Below are 17618 nucleotides of genomic sequence, written 5' to 3' on the forward strand. Positions count from 1 at the left end.
CATACAATCATGTTCCCTTTATATTGTGATCAGCCCAAACTCCTTATATAATAATGTAAGCGCTTTAAATAAGGAGGTTGTCATGAATTATTCGATTGATGATTTATTACAGACACCGACTGATGAGATGTACAAAATTAAAACCGCTGCTCCTGGCGCAGAAGGAAGTCTTCCTTTGACAGATCAAATGCTTCGCTCATCCCCTAGTGGTGATCTGTTTGGCTTATCTCAGAACGTAGGTATGGGCTGGAAGCCAGATCAGCTGCTTGGTAAGGAAGTGTTATTACTCAGTACACAAGGTGGAATGAAAGATCACACTGGTCAACCCGTTGCACTTGGTTACCATACTGGACATTGGGAAGTAGATCTATTAATGAGAGAAGCCGCAATGGAAGTAACAAAAGCAAAAGGTATGCCTTTTGCAGCATACGTTAGTGACCCTTGTGATGGTCGGACTCAGGGTACCGATGGAATGTTTGATTCTTTTCCCTACCGCAATGATGCAGCCATTGTGTACCGCCGACTCATCCGTTCGTTGCCAACTAGGAAAGCTGTCATTGGTATTGCTACCTGTGATAAAGGTCTGCCAGCCATGCTGCTTGCCTTATGCTCAATGCATGAACTTCCAACGATTCTTGTACCAGGCGGGGTCACACTGCCTCCTCTTTTTGGTGAAGATGCTGGCAAGATCCAAACCATCGGTGCCAGATATTCCAATAATGAGCTCTCTCTTAAAGAAGCTTCTGAGCTTGGATGCAGAGCTTGCGCTACATCTGGAGGTGGCTGTCAGTTTCTTGGTACTGCCGCAACCGCACAAGTCGTAAGCGAAGCATTAGGACTATCCGTTCCCCACGCCGCCTTAGCACCCTCTGGCCAGGAAATTTGGAAGGAGATGGCTAGACAATCAGCTAGAGCAATCATTCATATGGAAAACACAGGAATCAAAACAAAACATATTGTTACTGATGCATCCATTCGTAATGCCATGGTTGTTCATGCAGCTTTTGGCGGATCAACAAACCTCCTTCTGCATATTCCGGCTATCGCACATGCAGCCAAATGTAAGGTTCCAACCGTTGAAGATTGGATTCAAGTAAACCGGGAAACGCCTCGACTTGTCAGCGTTCTTCCGAATGGACCCGATTATCACCCGACTATCCGGGCATATCTTGCAGGAGGAGTTCCAGAGGTGATGCTCCATCTTAGAGATTTAGATTTACTTGATTTAAATGTTCTAACGGTTACCGGCAAATCACTGGGTGAGAACCTTGATTGGTGGGAGAAATCCGAACGTAGAGAAAAAATGAAACAGCGTTTAATTGAAGCGGACGGAATAAATCCGGAAGAAGTGATTATGAACCCATCTCAAGCTAAAGCACGTGGTATGAGTTCGACCATTACCTTTCCAATTGGAAACATAGCTCCAGAGGGGGCCATTATCAAATCAACGTCTATAGATCCTGACGTGATTGATGAGAAAGGGATCTATTATCATAAAAATACCGCAAAAGTATTTTCAAGTGAACGAGCAGCCATTGCAGCCATTAAAAATAACATGATTCAGAAGGGCGATATCATGGTTGTCTCTGGTTGCGGCCCATTAGGAACCGGTATGGAAGAAACCTATCAGCTAACCTCTGCCCTGAAGCATTTATCTTATGGAAAATATGTCACATTGATTACTGATGCCAGATTTTCTGGTGTTTCAACAGGTGCATGTATCGGTCATGTAGGGCCCGAAGCCCTAGCTGGAGGTCCGATTGGAAAGCTAAGAGATGGCGATTTAATCGAAATCCAAATTGACACGGTCAATCTAGAAGGTCATCTTCACTTTCTAGGGTCTATCGAATCGGAGCTGACACCTACCAATGGGGCAATCGTTCTTGAACAGCGAACAAAAAACGGTGATATTAGGCCAGCACCAAACTTACCTGATGACACACGCCTTTGGGCCGCTTTGCAACATGTAAGTGGAGGAACGTGGAAAGGTAGCGTCTATGACGTCGATCGTATCATCGAAGTATTAAAAGCCGGAGAAGAAGCACTGGCTAAACAACATAATTAAAAATAGTAGAGATGGACCTCACATTAATGGTCTATCTCTACTATTTTTGTTTAGTCAGATTCTTGCTACATCAGATTAATCTCTTTTCAAGAAAAACATCGCTCTTGCTAAACAGTTTGCAGTTCCTCTTGCTGCAATAATCAGTCACTCAAAGTGAATGTGTTTTCGTTGAATGATCACTTTGCAGAACAGGATTATTTAGAATACCAATGCCTGGAATCTCAATTTCAATTCGATCATGCTCACGTAATGTAAATTCGTTTGGAGGAACAACACACGTTCCAGTTAATAGAATGGTTCCATCAAAGATTTCATTATCCAGTGTTAAATAATGAACTAGCTCTTCTAATTTACGCTTCAACTGATTTACTTGCGCCCTTCCCTCAAATGCCAATTCTTCATTTCTGAAAATCCGGCAAATAATTTCAAACTCATATGGATCAACCACCGCTTCTTTTAATATAATCGATGGACCAATGGAGCATGAATGCTTCCAAACCTTTGCTTGAGGAAGATATAATGGATTCTCTCCTTCGATGTCTCGACAGCTCATATCATTTCCTGCAGTATAGCCTAGGATGTTACCACTCTTATCTAGGACCAATCCTAACTCTGGCTCTGGAATCTGCCAATTTGAATCCGAACGTAAGTATACAGGATCATTTGGACCTACCGTTCTGGCTGCTGTGGACTTAAAGAAAATCTCAGGACGTGTAGCATCATAGACTTTATCATAAAAAGTTTCCGCATTTAGCTTTCCTTGAGTAGCTTCATAGTTACGCGCTTCTTTACTTTTTTTGTAGGTGACGCCGGCTGCCCATACTTCTGGAGCGTCTAGTGGAGTGGTAAGTTCAAGCTCAGCCAAAGCTAGGTGGGATTGATTTTTTGAGAATTGCTGAACCAAATTTAGCGGTGTTTCATTCTGACTCTGCGCTTCTGTGACCATTGATACAAAATCAGAAAAGGGTAGATCAAACACCAGATTATCTTCCGTCACTGCTGCCAATTGTTTTCCGCTGACTGTTTTATAACGAATAATCCTCATACATCATGTCCTTTCTGCTTTGAATTTGTGAATTATTGAATGCGCTTACATTGTAGTTTTAACTGGTGTAATTGTCAATTAATATTCCATTTATACTACCTTATTCTTTGTGGACTAGCTTTTCGCGCACAAATTCAATAAAAATGAGCATTTTTGACTTTTTTGCGCATCCATAAGCTTTTTTTGAGCAGCAAGCTTACATTTTTGAGCATTTAACACTTTTTTGAGCATCTAACGTTTTTTCTGAGCAATTCCGTTCTGTTTTTGAGCATTATAGGCGAATTTCGTATAGCACCAAAGTTTACACGCTATAAAAACTCATAAAAAAAGAAGCCCCAGTAAAGAGTATAAATCTTTACTGAGGCTTTCTCTTATCAGGCTCACGAGCGAATGATTACATCATTCCGCCCATGCCGCCCATTCCACCCATGCCGCCCATATCAGGCATACCGCCTCCGCCAGCGTTTTCTTCTGGCTTATCAGCGATTACGGCTTCGGTTGTAAGAAGCATTGCAGATACGCTTGCTGCGTTTTGAAGAGCAGAGCGTGTTACTTTAGCAGGGTCAACGATACCAGCGTCAACCATGTTTACGTACTCGCCAGTTGCAGCGTTGAAACCAATTCCAACTGCTTCACCTTTAAGACGTTCTACGATGACAGATCCTTCAAGGCCTGCGTTGTAAGCGATTTGACGAACTGGTTCTTCAAGCGCACGGATCACAATGTTTACACCCGTTGCTTCGTCTCCAGTAGCATCTACAGCTTGAACAGCTTTAAGTACGTTAACAAGTGCAGTACCACCACCAGCTACGATTCCTTCTTCTACTGCTGCGCGCGTAGAGTTCAGGGCATCCTCGATGCGAAGCTTACGTTCTTTCATTTCAGTTTCCGTTGCAGCTCCAACTTTAAGAACAGCTACTCCACCTGCAAGCTTAGCAAGACGCTCTTGAAGTTTTTCTTTATCAAACTCAGAAGTTGTTTCTTCTAGCTGAGCTTTGATTTGGTTTACGCGACCAGCGATTTGATCTGCTTGACCAGCACCTTCAACGATTGTTGTGTTTTCTTTTGTTACAACAACTTTGCTTGCGCGACCAAGTTGAGCGATGTTCGCAGATTTAAGATCAAGTCCTAGATCTTCTGTGATCACTTCTCCACCAGTTAGAACAGAGATATCTTCAAGCATTGCTTTACGACGATCTCCAAATCCAGGAGCCTTAACAGCTACTGCATTAAATGTTCCACGAAGTTTGTTCACAACAAGAGTTGCTAGAGCTTCGCCTTCAACATCCTCAGCAATGATTAGGATTGGACGGCTTTGCTGAACAACCTGCTCAAGAACTGGAAGTACTTCTTGGATGTTTCCGATTTTCTTATCAGTGATAAGGATATACGGATTCTCAAGTACAGCTTCCATTTTGTCAGAGTCTGTAACCATGTATGGAGAAGAATATCCACGGTCAAATTGCATACCTTCTACAACTTCAAGCTCTGTAGAGAAACCTTTTGATTCTTCGATTGTAATAACGCCGTCGTTTCCAACACGCTCCATTGCTTCTGCAATGATTTGGCCGACTTCATCATCACCTGAAGAAATAGCAGCAACCTGTGCGATTGACTCTTTTCCTTCAATTGGTTTTGCGATTTTTTGAAGCTCTTGTACAGCAGCAGCTGTTGCTTTTTCAATCCCTTTACGGATAACCATTGGGTTAGCACCAGATGTTACGTTTTTAAGACCTTCGCGAATCATTGCTTGAGCAAGTACAGTAGCTGTCGTTGTACCATCACCAGCGATATCGTTGGTTTTGCTTGCTACTTCTGCAACTAGCTTAGCACCCATATTTTCAAATGCGTCTTCTAGTTCAATTTCTTTAGCGATGGTTACACCATCATTAGTAATAAGTGGCGAACCAAATTTTTTCTCAAGAACAACGTTACGTCCTTTTGGTCCAAGCGTTACTTTAACAGCGTTTGCAAGTGCGTCTACTCCACGTAGCATCGAACGACGTGCGTCTTCACTGAACTTAATATCTTTAGCCATTGTTGTATGCCTCCTATTAAAATCTTGAGTCTGAGCTCTTTATTTAGCCAATTACAGCAAGAATATCGCTCTCGCGTAAAATTAAATATTCTTTTCCTTCATATTTCACTTCAGTACCTGCATATTTTGAGAAGATAACAGAATCGCCTTCTTTAAGCTCAAGCGCAACACGCTCGCCGTTCTCAGTTACACGACCTGATCCTACAGCAACGATTTTACCTTCTTGTGGTTTTTCTTTTGCAGAATCCGGTAATACGATTCCACTTGCTGTTGTTTCCTCTGATTCGATTTGCTCTAAAACAATACGATCACCTAATGGTTTTAACAAGGAAAACACCCTCCCTTTAAGAACTATGTAGTAGTCTTATTAGCACTCGTTCACTATGAGTGCTAACACAATTCTTATCATAATCATTACAGCATTCTTTTGCAAGTGATTTGATTGATTTTTTTTGTCGAAACACTTCTAACTTTGCGTAAGATGCCTTCTGCCACCCTTCATTTACTATTCGTCATAGCTAGCAAGCATCCCTTCTGATTTTCTGCACAGACTATGATAAAATGAACAAATGATTAGACATAGAAAAAAGGAGCAATTGTTTTGAACATACGGTATTGGTTTATCCTCGTAACCTTTGTAGCGATGCTTTTTGGAGCTGTTCCCCTCCAGTTTTTATTTTTTGGCCTAGGGTTTTCAGAATTGAACTCAGTTGGGTATGCACTAGTTACAAGTTACATCCTTGGTACGCTTATCATTTTTCTACTTCTACTACCTGATATGCGTGCGGGAAGTCTAGATCCTAAACGATCAACAATTGGTATGACCATCATATGGTCTATAGCTGGGGTTTTTCTAGTCTTTGTTGCACAGTTTGCAGCAGCTTTAATTGAGACCTCTCTCTTTGGCATAGAGCCAGGATCTGATAATACAGAGAGTCTAGTGCAATTGAGCAGGGCCTTCCCTTTTATGATTGTGATCATTGCCATTCTTGGACCTATTATTGAAGAGATTGTATTCCGTAAAGTCTTGTTCGGTTCTCTTCATAAGAAATTGAATTTTTTCTTTGCAAGTACGCTTAGTTCTTTAATCTTCGCTGCAGCACATTGGGATTTTGAGCACTTGCTCATCTATCTAGCAATGGGTTATGCCTTTGCATTTCTATATGTCATTAGCAAACGAATTATCGTTCCAATTATTGCACATGTTGCCCTTAACTCGTTTGTTGTTCTTGTTCAAGTCGTATTTATTGATGACATTGAAAGGCTGGTGGAGCAAATGGAACAGTTAAGCATGCAGCAATCACTGATTTTGCGATTAATAGGAGGCTAACATGAGAACGGCTTCTCCAGTTGCAATGTCCATGTTTTATCTAATTCTTGGTGCAATTTTAGTTTACCTTGCACAAGAACAAGTGGGTGAGCGAGGTTGGAACTTCTTCAGTTTCTTTATCATCGCTTTTGCTGCGTTTGATTTCTTTGTAGGCATTCGATTTCTTGTTCTGCGCAAGGCCATTAAGAACATGCAGGATAAAGACTAAAACAATGAATGTGAACATACTTAAAAGCCCTATTCCTTGTGGATGGGCTTTTTTTATTATAGATCTTCTGGTGCATGAGTAGGCTTTTTCCTAACAGCAAATTCACTTAGTGTTACAGAGACACGGTAAACACGAAGTTTCCTTTCATTTTTATAGCTATCGCCTTCTGAAAGGGTATAAGATTCAATTCCTTGTTCAAATTCATCAGCATAGGTATAGGAATGTTGTAATTCATCTAATTGAGCAGTGTTCGTTTGATTTGGTGACGAGCTATATGAGCTATATAAAGGCTCACTATTAATCGATCCAATTAAACAAACCATACAGAATAGCGGAATCCAAACATGAAGTTTATTCATCGCGGTTCCTCCAAATTTATTATCATGATTTTATATACCCTTACACATTTTTTCAAAACATTTTTATCAAAAAAAAGAGAAAAGCAAATCACTCTGCTCTCCTCACTCTTATTTATTCTTCTAATAATCCATTCTCAACTAACCAATTATACGCAACGATCGAAACACTCTGACCTTCTATATCAACTTCATAATTTAGCTGGCGCATGATTTCGATATCTAATCGATCAGCTAAGTCTTTCGTAATTTCTTCAATATCAGGATATTCGGATAAGATCTCTTCATTGATTGTTACAGCTACATTATATGGTGGAAAGACCGATTGATCATCTTCTAAAGGGATTAGATCATATTGATCAATTCTAGGATCTGTTTCATATCCTAAACCAACGTGTAGCGCTTCATTGTATAATGCTTCATAGATTAAGCCAGCATCCATCTGTTTAAGCTGAGCCGCACCAAACTCAAAATTGTAGGTCTCTTCTACACTTGGCAGACCATCAGGCCGGTTCGCAAATTCACCATCTGTTCCAAATGAGAGTGTGTTTGGATTGTCATTAATATATTCAGCTAAGTCACTCAATGTTTCGATGCCAAGTTCATTGGCTTCCTCTTCTCGCATCATTAGCGTATACGTATTATTTACTTCAGACAGATTGATCCAATCAATTCCGTTCTCTTTATCAATACGTTGAACTTCAGCATAGGCTTCTGCTGGATCTGCGATTGGCTCTTCATTCATATAGCTTACCAATGCAGTCCCTGTATACTCCCAATACAAATCAACCTGTCCGTTTTCAAGGGCCGTCCTCACTACATTACTACCTAGGTTTGACATCTGCCTTACGTTATACCCTTCGTTTTCAAGTAAATGAAAGGTCATCTCAGATAAAAGCTGTTGCTCTGTGAATGTCTTGGCTCCAAGGGTTAATTGCTTCCCACCTGCGCCAAATACACTACACCCACCAAGCAAAGCCAAAACCATAATGATATGTATCATGCCAACGATTCGTTTCATCAAATATCCTCCCTTCTTCCTTAATCTACAGCCTGCATAGCAGGTGGTTTTGAACCTTTTGGAGTGACTGCTCTCCCTAACCAGGCAAGTAAGGAATCGATGCCAATGGCCATTAACGTAACAGGCACAGCACCTGAAAGTAAAAAGCTATTATCAAATAAATTTATCCCCGTAAAAATCCATACACCTAAGCCTCCACCACCTATATAGTAGGCTAATGCAGCGGTTCCTACGTTTAATACGATGGCCGTACGTAAACCAGCAATAATGGCATAACTGGAATTTGGCACTTCAATTCTCCAAAAAATCTGCGAAGAGGTCATGCCCATCCCTTTACCTGCATCCTTCATATCTGTATCTATTGAATTAAAACCAGCTACAGCATTACGAAAAATAGGCAAAACCGAATAGATAAATAAGGCAAATACGGCAGGAGTAAAGCCAATGCCTAATATACCAATCATAAGTGCAAGAACAGCTAAGCTTGGAACGGTTTGCGCAAGGTTAGCAATATTAGAAGTAATCCATTCAAACTTGCGGTATTTTGGCCTTGTCACAAACACAGCTAGTGGAAGTGCCACTATTACAGCTAGTATTGATGAAACGGCTACAAGTAATAAATGTTCTCCGAATAACACGAAAAAGGTTTCAGAGTCTGTAAAGATCTTGTTATAATAACCATTTGCGGCTGTCCAAACAAAAAATAGTAAAACTAAAGCATACAAAACAATCTTTACAATCCGATTGATTAATTGATTCTTATTCACTGGATCACCTGCTCCGATTGTTTTTTCGTCTTCGGACGAACTTTCATCTCTAGATGCAGGTATTTCTGAACAAGATCAATCGTAATAGCTCCTTTTTCTTGATCGTTATCATCAAGCACAACCACTTGATCCGCCTCTTGATTCAAAAGCATTGCCAATGTATTACGCAGATCTGCATCAACATGGACTGTTTTAGAATCTTCTACCGACTGATCAAGCCCTACAAGACCAATCTCTGCTTCTAGCTCTGCAATAGTATGAAGACTTAAATGCTTAATCGCACGATCTTTTCCAATAAATGAGGAAACATAGTCATTAGCCGGATTAATTAGAATGTCAGAAGGCGTTCCAAACTGCATAATTTCTCCATCTCTCATTAAAACAATCTTATCAGCCATCTTGATCGCTTCATCTATGTCATGACTAACAAACAAGATCGTCTTTTTGACTTCGCGCTGAATCTGAAGAAATTCATCTTGAATCCGTTCGCGAATTAATGGATCTAGCGCACCAAACGGTTCATCCATTAACATTACCGGTGGATCCGCGGCTAACGCTCTCGCTACACCAACACGCTGTTGCTGACCACCAGATAACTCATTTGGGTACCGTTTCCTAAATTCGTTTGGATCTAGACCAATCAGTTTCATAAGTTCATCAAATCGTTCCCGCTTCTTTTTTGGCTTCCATCCAAGTAGATCAGGCACAATGACTACATTCTCTTCTATCGTCATATTTGGAAATAGCCCATTACTTTGGATGACATAGCCAATCTGTCTCCGCAGTTCGATTTCGTTTAGGTCACTTATACTTTTACCATTAATTTGTATATCTCCAGCAGTCATTGTTTCTAATCGATTCACCATTCGAAGCAGTGTTGTTTTTCCACAGCCAGATGGACCTAAAAAAATAACGATTTCTCCTTCATTCACTTCAAAGCTTACTTCTTTAACAGCTGTTACATCACTTGTATACTTCTTCACAACTTGCTCAAACTTTATCATCTGTTCACCTCAAATTTTATGATTGGGTTAGTCCCTTTGGTGTTAGCATTTTTTGAATAAAAAGTAAGATGCCATCCGCAATTATGGCAAGTAATGAAACAGCCACCGCTCCGGCAATAATAGAGTACTGATCTCCCCTTGTGATACCTTGTACAATCAGACCACCGAGTCCACCAGCCCCAATAAATGCAGCAATGACTCCAATGCCGATATTTAAGACAACCGCTGTGCGGATCCCAGCCATAATGACAGGCATAGCATTTGGAATTTCTACACGAAGAACTCTCTGCTTATTTGTCATGCCAATACCATTCGCTGCATCTTTCACTTCTGGACTAACATTTTTAATCGCGGTATATGTATTGCGAATAATCGGGAGTTGAGAATATAGCACCAAGGCAGTAAGAGCGGGCACAAAACCGATACCTTGATTGATAATAGAGAAAAATGGAATCATAATACCGAAAAGTGCAATGCTCGGAATCGTCAGCAAAATTGATGCCGCTTGAAGAACCGTCTCTGCTAACTCATCATTAGTTGTTAAATAGATACCAATCGATACCCCAATTGCGATTGCAATCAATAGGGCTAGACCAACCAAAACAATGTGTTCAACCGTCATAGTAATAATCGTTGATTGGTTGATTTCTAAGAACTGAATCCAATCGGACATGTACGTAATCACTCTCCTATGAAATTAGTATGTATATCAAGGAATAGAACTAGGGGATCTTTGAAGCGAGTAGGTGAGAATCTTCACATGACTAGTGAGGGGGATTATCCAGTAAAGGATACGTATGTATACCCATATGTTTAAACGATGAAACAAAAAAAGCCGTCCGAATGTAGAATACAATTCGAACAGCAAATGTATTAAGCTAAATGCTCTTTAACCCTGCTACTAGTTTGTTTATGATTAAACAATTAAAAACCACCTAAGAGCTCTTCCACCATCTTGTGGCAGAATCACTCTTTAGGTGGTTATTTATCATCAGCTACTCGCCAAAGCTTGCGCTAATGTAGACTTAATGTTGATTTTCTCGAATGATAAACCGAGCTGCACAGCTGTTTGAGCAATTTCTGGTCTGATACCAGATAAAGTCGTACGAACACCAATAATAGATAGAGCAGAAATCAATTGAAAGATCTCATTTGCAACCATCGTATCAATGATCACAACACCAGAAAGATCTAAGTAAAGATGATCAACTCCTTTTGTTGCACATTGAGAGAGTGTGTTCTCGAGTATTGATTTTGCACGAGCAGTATCAATATCTCCGACAAGCGGAAGCAGTGCACTGTTATCTTGAAGAAGGATAACAGGAGAACTCAATTCGTTAATCATTTCTTTTTGTGCCTCTAGTTGAAGCGTAGTATTCGTATCAATTTTTTTAATAAAGTTGTGGATCGTAAAATCGAGTGTTTTGACGATTTCTGTTCTCCACTCATCTGCTCTTTCTTTAGGAATAGCGGTTGGATCTTCTTCAACAAACTTATTTAAATAAGATAGATAGATATCTCGAGTACGAACAAATTCTCTGAAGATCTGGTGCAACGGCGTCTGAAGATGTGCTTTATCATCACCTATTAAATTAATCCAATTAAAAATGTTCTCTTGTACTTTGCCCTTTGATTCTGTAAAAATATTATTTAAGTTATGTATGAAATCGTTATTTTGTTTGATTAGTTTACGAGTTGCTTGCTCATCCTTTACTGAATAAACAGAGTCAACATCCTCTTCTTCAAGTGTTTTAAACCACTTCTCACTTATCTCTTCAGCATGACTTTCTAAGAAATCATATAAAGACTGGTTCATTTTTGGCATTCCAAAACCCCTTCTCCATAGTAGTAATGTTTGTTTCTATTTCTTTTTCTTTGATAGCGTGGCTTCATCTGATGTTTTGTATCTACGGTGGGTTAACTTTGAAAGCCAAATACTCATTTCATAGAGTAAAAGCAAAGGTACAGTTACCATTAAGTGTGAAAATAAGTCAGGTGGTGTAATTAATCCAGCTATTATAAGTAAAACAAAGTAAGCATATTTACGAATCTTGCGTAAAAAATCAGGTGTAATGAGACCAATGCGGGTTAAAAACATCACAACAACTGGAAGCTGAAACAATGCCCCAAATGGCAAAATCAGTTGAAACAAAAATGAAAAGTATTCATTAATGCCATATTGCTCTGTGATATCAAGTCGTTCAGCCATACTCGCCATAAAAGAGAGCATGAATGGAAACAGTACAAAATATGCAAATGCAATCCCTACTAAAAATAAAACAAAGGCAATAGGTATATACGCGAGCGTTGCTTTCTGTTCTTTTTCATGAAGACCTGGTTTGACAAATGCCCATAGCTGATACAATACAACTGGAAAGATGAGTACAATTCCAATAGCAAAGGTAAACGTCATAAAGATTCGCAAGGGGTCAGTCATCTTAAATGCATTCATTGGTAGATCTCGTGCCTCAGGCGTTTGCTGTAACAAAGTGATAAGTGGTGAAGAGATAAAAAATCCAACGATTAGCGCCATTACAAAAAAGACGAGGACGATAAAAAGTCTTCGTCTTAATTCCTCAAGGTGAGCCCATATGGCCATGTCCTGTTCTTTCATATGAGATCCATCCTTATTCTAGACTTGGTCTTTCTCTCGTTTCTTTTCATCATCATCTTCAGCAAGACCTTTTGTTGCATTCTTAAATTCACGTAAGCTAGAACCAAATGCTTTTCCTAGTTCTGGAAGCTTCTTTGGACCAAAAATCAGCAAAGCAACGATAGCAATTAATATTATACTCCATGGACCAAGTGGTGACATACAAAATCATCCTCCTTATTGTGGTGAATCTAATGGATAATGCTTAAGAAAATAGACGAGCGCCTGAAGTTCAACGGCGAGATCGATATGATGGACTCTAACAGAATCAGGAACCGTTAATCTAGCTGGTGTGAAATTAAGAATACCTTTCACTCCTGCTGCCACAAGCCTGTCCGCAATTTTTTGAGCAACTGGTGCAGGAACCGTTAAAATCGCTACTGTAATGTTCTCAGTGTGCAACGCCTCAAACTGGTTTAAGTCATGTATCTCTACACCACCAACATTAGTTCCTACTTTGTCTTCATCTACATCAAAAGCCATCTCAATTTGTGTATTGTTATTTTTGAAAAAATTATAATGCAAAAATGCTGTGCCTAGATTCCCGACTCCAACCAACATAACTTTCGTTAATTCATCTTGGTCCAGTGTTTCACGGAAAAAAGAGAGCAGATAATTTACATTATACCCATATCCTTTTTTGCCTAAAGCACCGAAATAAGAAAAATCACGTCTGATCGTTGCAGAATCTACTTTGACCGCTTCACTCAGCTCTGTAGAGGAGACTCGTTGCTTCCCAGAAGAATGCAAATTCTCAAGAAACCGATAGTAGAGCGGTAGTCTTTTTGCTGTTGCTTGTGGGATCTTCATTTGTTCTGACTTCATTAGTTTCCTCCTGAGACTGTTCATTCTCTTTTGAAGAGAGAACTACCTTCATTGTACACTATTTTTTGAGTAATGTAAGGGTTAGCATAATAAGTATTCGTAAGTTGTTAGGATGACATCATATACGTTACACTAATAGAAAAGAACTGTACATGGGAAGGACTTATTATGATTGTTTTACAATGTATCAATATTTCAAAAGCATTTATTGCAGAACCTATCTTAAAGAACGTTAAGCTTGAGGTTCAAACTGGAGATAGACTTGCTCTTGTAGGGCGAAATGGTGCTGGAAAATCAACACTTCTTAAGATCATTGCAGGTGAGTATCAACCAGATGAAGGACAAGTGATGATTCCAAAAGGCGTTCGAATTGGGTATCTTGAACAACATAGTGGACTAGCTTCTGACCGGTCAATTTGGGATGAAATGCTAACTGTATTCGAACCATTACGCCAAAAGGAGAAAAAGCTTCGAGAACTAGAGAGTTTGATGTCTGATCAAACCGTTCTCTCTAATGATACTCAATACACAAAACTCCTTAAAGAATATGACGAGCTGCAGATTACGTTTAAGGATGAAGGCGGTTATCAGTATGAGGCTGATATTCGCAGTATCCTCTCAGGGCTTCACTTCTCTAACTTTGACTACACGACAAGTATCTCAAAGCTAAGTGGTGGACAACGCACAAGACTTGCCCTTGCTAAGTTACTGCTGTCTAAACCAGACCTCTTGATATTGGATGAGCCAACTAACCACCTTGATATTGACACGTTATCATGGCTAGAGCAGTTTTTAACTGGATATCAGGGCGCCATCTTACTCGTATCCCATGACCGGTATTTCCTTGATCAAATTGTAACGGGAGTAATTGAACTTTCCAGGCAACATTCATTGAAATATACAGGGAATTACAGCCATTATTTAGACGAGAAGGCCGCACGATTTGAGCAAGAACTAAAACAGTTTGAAAAGCAGCAGGGTGAAGTTGCTAAGCTTGAGGATTTTATCGCTCGCAATTTGGTGCGTGCCTCGACAACAAAACGAGCCCAAAGTAGAAGAAAGCAACTAGAAAAAATGACGATGCTCGACAGACCCGCTGGCTCAGAGAAATCAGCTACATTTTCATTTGATATTAAGCGTCAAAGTGGAAATGAAGTGCTTCGAATAAGTGATCTTAATGTAAGTTTTTCCGATCAGCCAATTTTGTCTAATTTAACCCTCGAACTTAACAGAGGGGAAAGTGTCGCATTAATCGGTCCAAATGGTGCCGGAAAATCTACTTTGCTTAAAGCGATCACAAACAGAATTGAGCCCGAAACTGGAACCATTCGCCTCGGTTCTCATGTAACGCTCGGTTACTATGACCAGGTCCAGGCAGATCTCCAATCTAATAAATCCGTTCTAGATGAACTTTGGGATGAGCACTCCCTATTACCTGAGAAAGAAATTCGTACTGTTCTCGGTAACTTTTTATTTAGTGGAGATGATGTGCTAAAACCTGTAACGGCGTTAAGTGGTGGAGAAAAAGCTAGGCTCGCTCTCGCTAAGCTTATGATGCAAAAAGCTAATTTACTCTTACTTGATGAACCGACAAACCATCTAGACTTAGATGCTAAGGAAGTTCTTGAAGCTGCATTAATTGACTACCCAGGCACTTTATTATTTGTATCACATGACCGATATTTTCTAAATCGATTAACTACACGGACAGTGGAACTCTCGGATGGAAAAACAACCTCTTTCTTAGGAGATTATGATTACTATCTTGAGAAAAAAGAAGAAAAGAAGCAATTTGATCTTCTTGAAGAACAGAAAAATAGTTCAGTTCAAACAAAAGAAGCACAAGCACCTAAGCAAAACTATTCTCAAGATAAAGAAGCAAAAAAACAAGAACGTCAGCGTCTCCGTCGAATTGAATCCATTGAAACTGAAATGGCTGAACTTGAAGAGACGATTAATAAAAATGAACTCGCCTTATGTGATCCAGAGATTTATGCTGATCATGTTCGCGCCACTGAGATCCAAGAGGAACTAACGTCATCTAATCAGTTACTTGAGTCTCTAATGGAAGAATGGGAAGCTCTTCAGCTAGAAGAATAAGGATCGAGTGCAGCGCTAATGAAATGTGCTGCACTTTTTTTATAGAATCGTACGCTCCTCCACTTGAATCCAATAAAAATAAGTAGCTATCACACAAAACATTGAGGTCGCAGCTGCAACAACTCCTGAATCATTTATGAGAAGAAGGATAATTGAGCAAACAACTCCTGTTTTTATAAACACCTGTTTACTCAACTCATTAAACCGAACACGTTTCCACCATAAAATCACACCAGCAAGCAAATAACTCGTGACGAGCAGCTGAGTCCAATTTGAATGCTTAAACAACTTCACATTCATTTCTAGCTTACGAATGATCGTATCTGCTATAAAGGAAATATCTCCAGCAAACAACCTTCCGAAAGCCGTTCCAATATGTGATGGCTTACCGATCAGTTGAAGAATATACAGAAACAAGATAGCACCTACTCCAGTTGTTATAAATAGAAGGAGTCGTTTTTTTGCTGTGAAAGTGACATTTCTATATAACACCAGCCAATACAGGGTCGCCAAACCAGCTGATAAGAACCCTCCTGCATTTGCTCCAAGCTGGCTGGATCCAAGAAATAATAGTTGGCCTCCTAAAATAAATACGAGTAGCAAGCTCCTCGTCCACACATGATGAATTCGACTTACATAGACAGTGATAACAAACATAAAGCTTATAAAAATCCCCACATATTCATTACCAATCCCATAATACCTTGCACCGATAATTGGATCATATCCTAGATACGAGTGAGACAACAGTGTTGAACCTGTTACTACATCGATCACTAGTACAATCAATGTTACTGCTATGGTCATAGCTAATCCAACGTCTGCAAAGATACGAAGCACAGCCCCCCATATAACCGAACACGTAATAAGCGTAAGGATAAAAACCCACACACTAGCTTTAGTTTCCAAACCAGCTAACACTAAAAACCAAAGAGGTGAGCTAAGTGCGGATAAAAGGACTGTTTGAAGGAAGATCTGGCTTCTATCTTTTTTAGAGCCTAACCAAGTAAAACAGCCCACTGCAAGCAGTAGAATAGCCAGTGAGCTCACATATATTGAAAGAACTAGCGCACGTGACTCAAAGACACTCACAGACTGATCCACGCTACGTAGCAAGGTCTGAGATGAATTTTCTGTAGTAGGAGTTTTTATTAATGGAAAACCTAGATCATAGTCATTTGACGACAAACCTAACCTCTGAACAAAAGTAGGCACAATATCAATATTGCTTAAAACATCTGTTCTTCGTGTTGTTTCTGAGTAAAACACTCCTCCCTTCTCTCCTCTTGTCCAGTTATACACAGGCGCAAGCTGCTGCTTCTTCACATAGGCATGCTTATTCACAAATGGCGAAAGCAACCAAATTTCTTCATCAGATTGGTCGTGGATAGTCTGAATAAATGTTTCTAATTCAACTAATGCTTCTTGACTCTGCTCTACATAACTAGATTCTGTCATTTGATTCTTTAGCTGCTGCAGACGGTAGATATCCCCCCACTCAATTACAATAAAATGAGGACCTTCCGAGGAGACACTGTTTACATGTTGAATCATCCATTCCGTATTCATTTTCAACCCAAAGGCACGGCTTGGATCCGGAATGACACTTTCACTTAAGGTACCATTGGTCTCCCCTCGATTATCCATCGTAAGCAGAGTAGCAAACCTATGTTGTTCATTCGTATCACTTGTTCCCATTGTAAAAGTGGGAATGCTCTCTTTTTTCAGTCGATCTCCAAACTGACCAACCTCAGATTTATAAAGCGTCCTCTCATTTTCACGTTGCAATTCCGCTATCAACGGATGAACAATAGGCGCGCTCGTTTGATATCCTGTAAGCTGTTCATATTGTTCTTTTATTGACCTACTATTTATTATTTCCGTAACATCGTATCCATTCCACCCTGTCACGCTTGACGATTTACGACCTGAAGCAAGTGTAACCATACTTCCAATATCAGAATGTAATCCTGCAGACTTAGTATTCATCGCACCGATATAAGCTTGATCCCATAATCTCTTGTTCCCAAACTGTGAATACCACTCTGTTTCTTCAAAACTCATACCGGGAACAATAATGACAATTTGAGAATTCCCGCTATCATTTGGTTTTGCTTCAACAGAATAGGGTATGGATAAAACAAACAGGCAAATTAGAAAAATGATACGCATTATCCTTGTTCCTTTGCAATATATTCTGACATAT

Annotated in this window: 17 protein-coding genes; 4 read left to right on the forward strand and 13 right to left on the reverse strand. The window is 39.8% G+C overall.

Translation table 11 applies throughout. The features are described 5' to 3' along the window. The first annotated feature begins 82 nt into the window (after window positions 1-82). A complete protein-coding gene (locus J2S05_RS16270) occupies window positions 83-2065 on the forward strand; it encodes a YjhG/YagF family D-xylonate dehydratase (RefSeq protein WP_306984639.1) in 1983 nt (660 codons plus the stop codon). A 148-nt stretch (window positions 2066-2213) separates the two neighbouring features. On the opposite strand, the gene J2S05_RS16275 is transcribed toward J2S05_RS16270, so the two are convergent. The 3 genes from J2S05_RS16275 to groES all read right to left on the reverse strand — a co-directional run bounded on the left by J2S05_RS16275 (window position 2214) and on the right by groES (window position 5476). After that, entirely contained in the window at window positions 2214-3110 is an 897-nt protein-coding gene (locus J2S05_RS16275) for a fumarylacetoacetate hydrolase family protein (protein WP_306984640.1), read from the reverse strand. A 394-nt stretch (window positions 3111-3504) separates the two neighbouring features. Further along, on the reverse strand, window positions 3505-5148 hold the full coding sequence (gene groL / locus J2S05_RS16280) for a chaperonin GroEL (protein ID WP_306984642.1): 1644 nt from the start codon (window positions 5146-5148) through the stop codon (window positions 3505-3507). A 43-nt stretch (window positions 5149-5191) separates the two neighbouring features. Next, window positions 5192-5476, reverse strand: a complete 285-nt coding sequence (gene groES / locus J2S05_RS16285; RefSeq protein ID WP_306984644.1) for a co-chaperone GroES — start codon at window positions 5474-5476, stop codon at window positions 5192-5194. A gap of 273 nt (window positions 5477-5749) precedes the next feature. Between groES and J2S05_RS16290 the strand changes: the two genes are divergently transcribed. After that, a complete protein-coding gene (locus J2S05_RS16290) occupies window positions 5750-6478 on the forward strand; it encodes a CPBP family intramembrane glutamic endopeptidase (protein WP_306984646.1) in 729 nt (242 codons plus the stop codon). Between the two features lies 1 nt (window position 6479). Then, window positions 6480-6686 (forward strand): DUF4305 domain-containing protein, encoded by a 207-nt coding sequence (locus J2S05_RS16295; protein ID WP_306984649.1) that lies wholly within the window; start codon window positions 6480-6482, stop codon window positions 6684-6686. 56 nt (window positions 6687-6742) lie between these two features. Here J2S05_RS16295 and J2S05_RS16300 read toward each other — a convergent pair whose 3' ends face one another. From J2S05_RS16300 to J2S05_RS16340, 9 genes are all read right to left on the reverse strand, one after another. Then, window positions 6743-7045 carry a hypothetical protein gene (locus J2S05_RS16300; protein WP_306984650.1) on the reverse strand — a complete coding sequence of 101 codons (303 nt, stop codon included), beginning with the start codon at window positions 7043-7045 and terminating at the stop codon, window positions 6743-6745. A 112-nt stretch (window positions 7046-7157) separates the two neighbouring features. Beyond that, the gene (locus tag J2S05_RS16305; protein WP_306984651.1) at window positions 7158-8063 is read right to left on the reverse strand and encodes a glycine betaine ABC transporter substrate-binding protein; all 906 of its coding nucleotides are present in this window, start codon (window positions 8061-8063) and stop codon (window positions 7158-7160) included. A gap of 20 nt (window positions 8064-8083) precedes the next feature. Beyond that, entirely contained in the window at window positions 8084-8830 is a 747-nt protein-coding gene (locus J2S05_RS16310) for an ABC transporter permease (protein ID WP_306984653.1), read from the reverse strand. Continuing rightward, on the reverse strand, window positions 8827-9834 hold the full coding sequence (locus J2S05_RS16315; RefSeq protein WP_306984655.1) for an ABC transporter ATP-binding protein: 1008 nt from the start codon (window positions 9832-9834) through the stop codon (window positions 8827-8829). Before J2S05_RS16315 ends, J2S05_RS16310 begins: the two co-directional genes overlap by 4 nt. A 16-nt stretch (window positions 9835-9850) precedes the next feature. Next, window positions 9851-10507, reverse strand: coding sequence for an ABC transporter permease (locus J2S05_RS16320; protein WP_306984656.1), 657 nt, complete (start codon window positions 10505-10507; stop codon window positions 9851-9853). A gap of 318 nt (window positions 10508-10825) precedes the next feature. Further along, window positions 10826-11659, reverse strand: a complete 834-nt coding sequence (locus J2S05_RS16325) for an STAS domain-containing protein (RefSeq protein ID WP_306984658.1) — start codon at window positions 11657-11659, stop codon at window positions 10826-10828. 36 nt (window positions 11660-11695) lie between these two features. After that, window positions 11696-12448, reverse strand: coding sequence for a twin-arginine translocase subunit TatC (gene tatC, locus J2S05_RS16330; RefSeq protein WP_306984660.1), 753 nt, complete (start codon window positions 12446-12448; stop codon window positions 11696-11698). Between the two features lie 18 nt (window positions 12449-12466). Then, a complete protein-coding gene (locus J2S05_RS16335) occupies window positions 12467-12649 on the reverse strand; it encodes a twin-arginine translocase TatA/TatE family subunit (RefSeq protein ID WP_306984662.1) in 183 nt (60 codons plus the stop codon). Between the two features lie 15 nt (window positions 12650-12664). Further along, a complete protein-coding gene (locus tag J2S05_RS16340) occupies window positions 12665-13312 on the reverse strand; it encodes a redox-sensing transcriptional repressor Rex (protein ID WP_306984664.1) in 648 nt (215 codons plus the stop codon). Window positions 13313-13480: 168 nt separating this feature from the next. On the opposite strand from J2S05_RS16340, the gene J2S05_RS16345 reads away from it, so the two are divergent. After that, on the forward strand, window positions 13481-15412 hold the full coding sequence (locus J2S05_RS16345; protein WP_306984666.1) for an ABC transporter ATP-binding protein: 1932 nt from the start codon (window positions 13481-13483) through the stop codon (window positions 15410-15412). Between the two features lie 39 nt (window positions 15413-15451). Here J2S05_RS16345 and J2S05_RS16350 read toward each other — a convergent pair whose 3' ends face one another. Further along, on the reverse strand, window positions 15452-17584 hold the full coding sequence (locus J2S05_RS16350) for a hypothetical protein (protein WP_306984667.1): 2133 nt from the start codon (window positions 17582-17584) through the stop codon (window positions 15452-15454). Window positions 17585-17618 lie beyond the last annotated feature (34 nt).

The organism is Alkalicoccobacillus murimartini (assembly GCF_030813245.1).
GTDB classification, from domain to species: Bacteria; Bacillota; Bacilli; order Bacillales; family Bacillaceae_D; genus Alkalicoccobacillus; species Alkalicoccobacillus murimartini.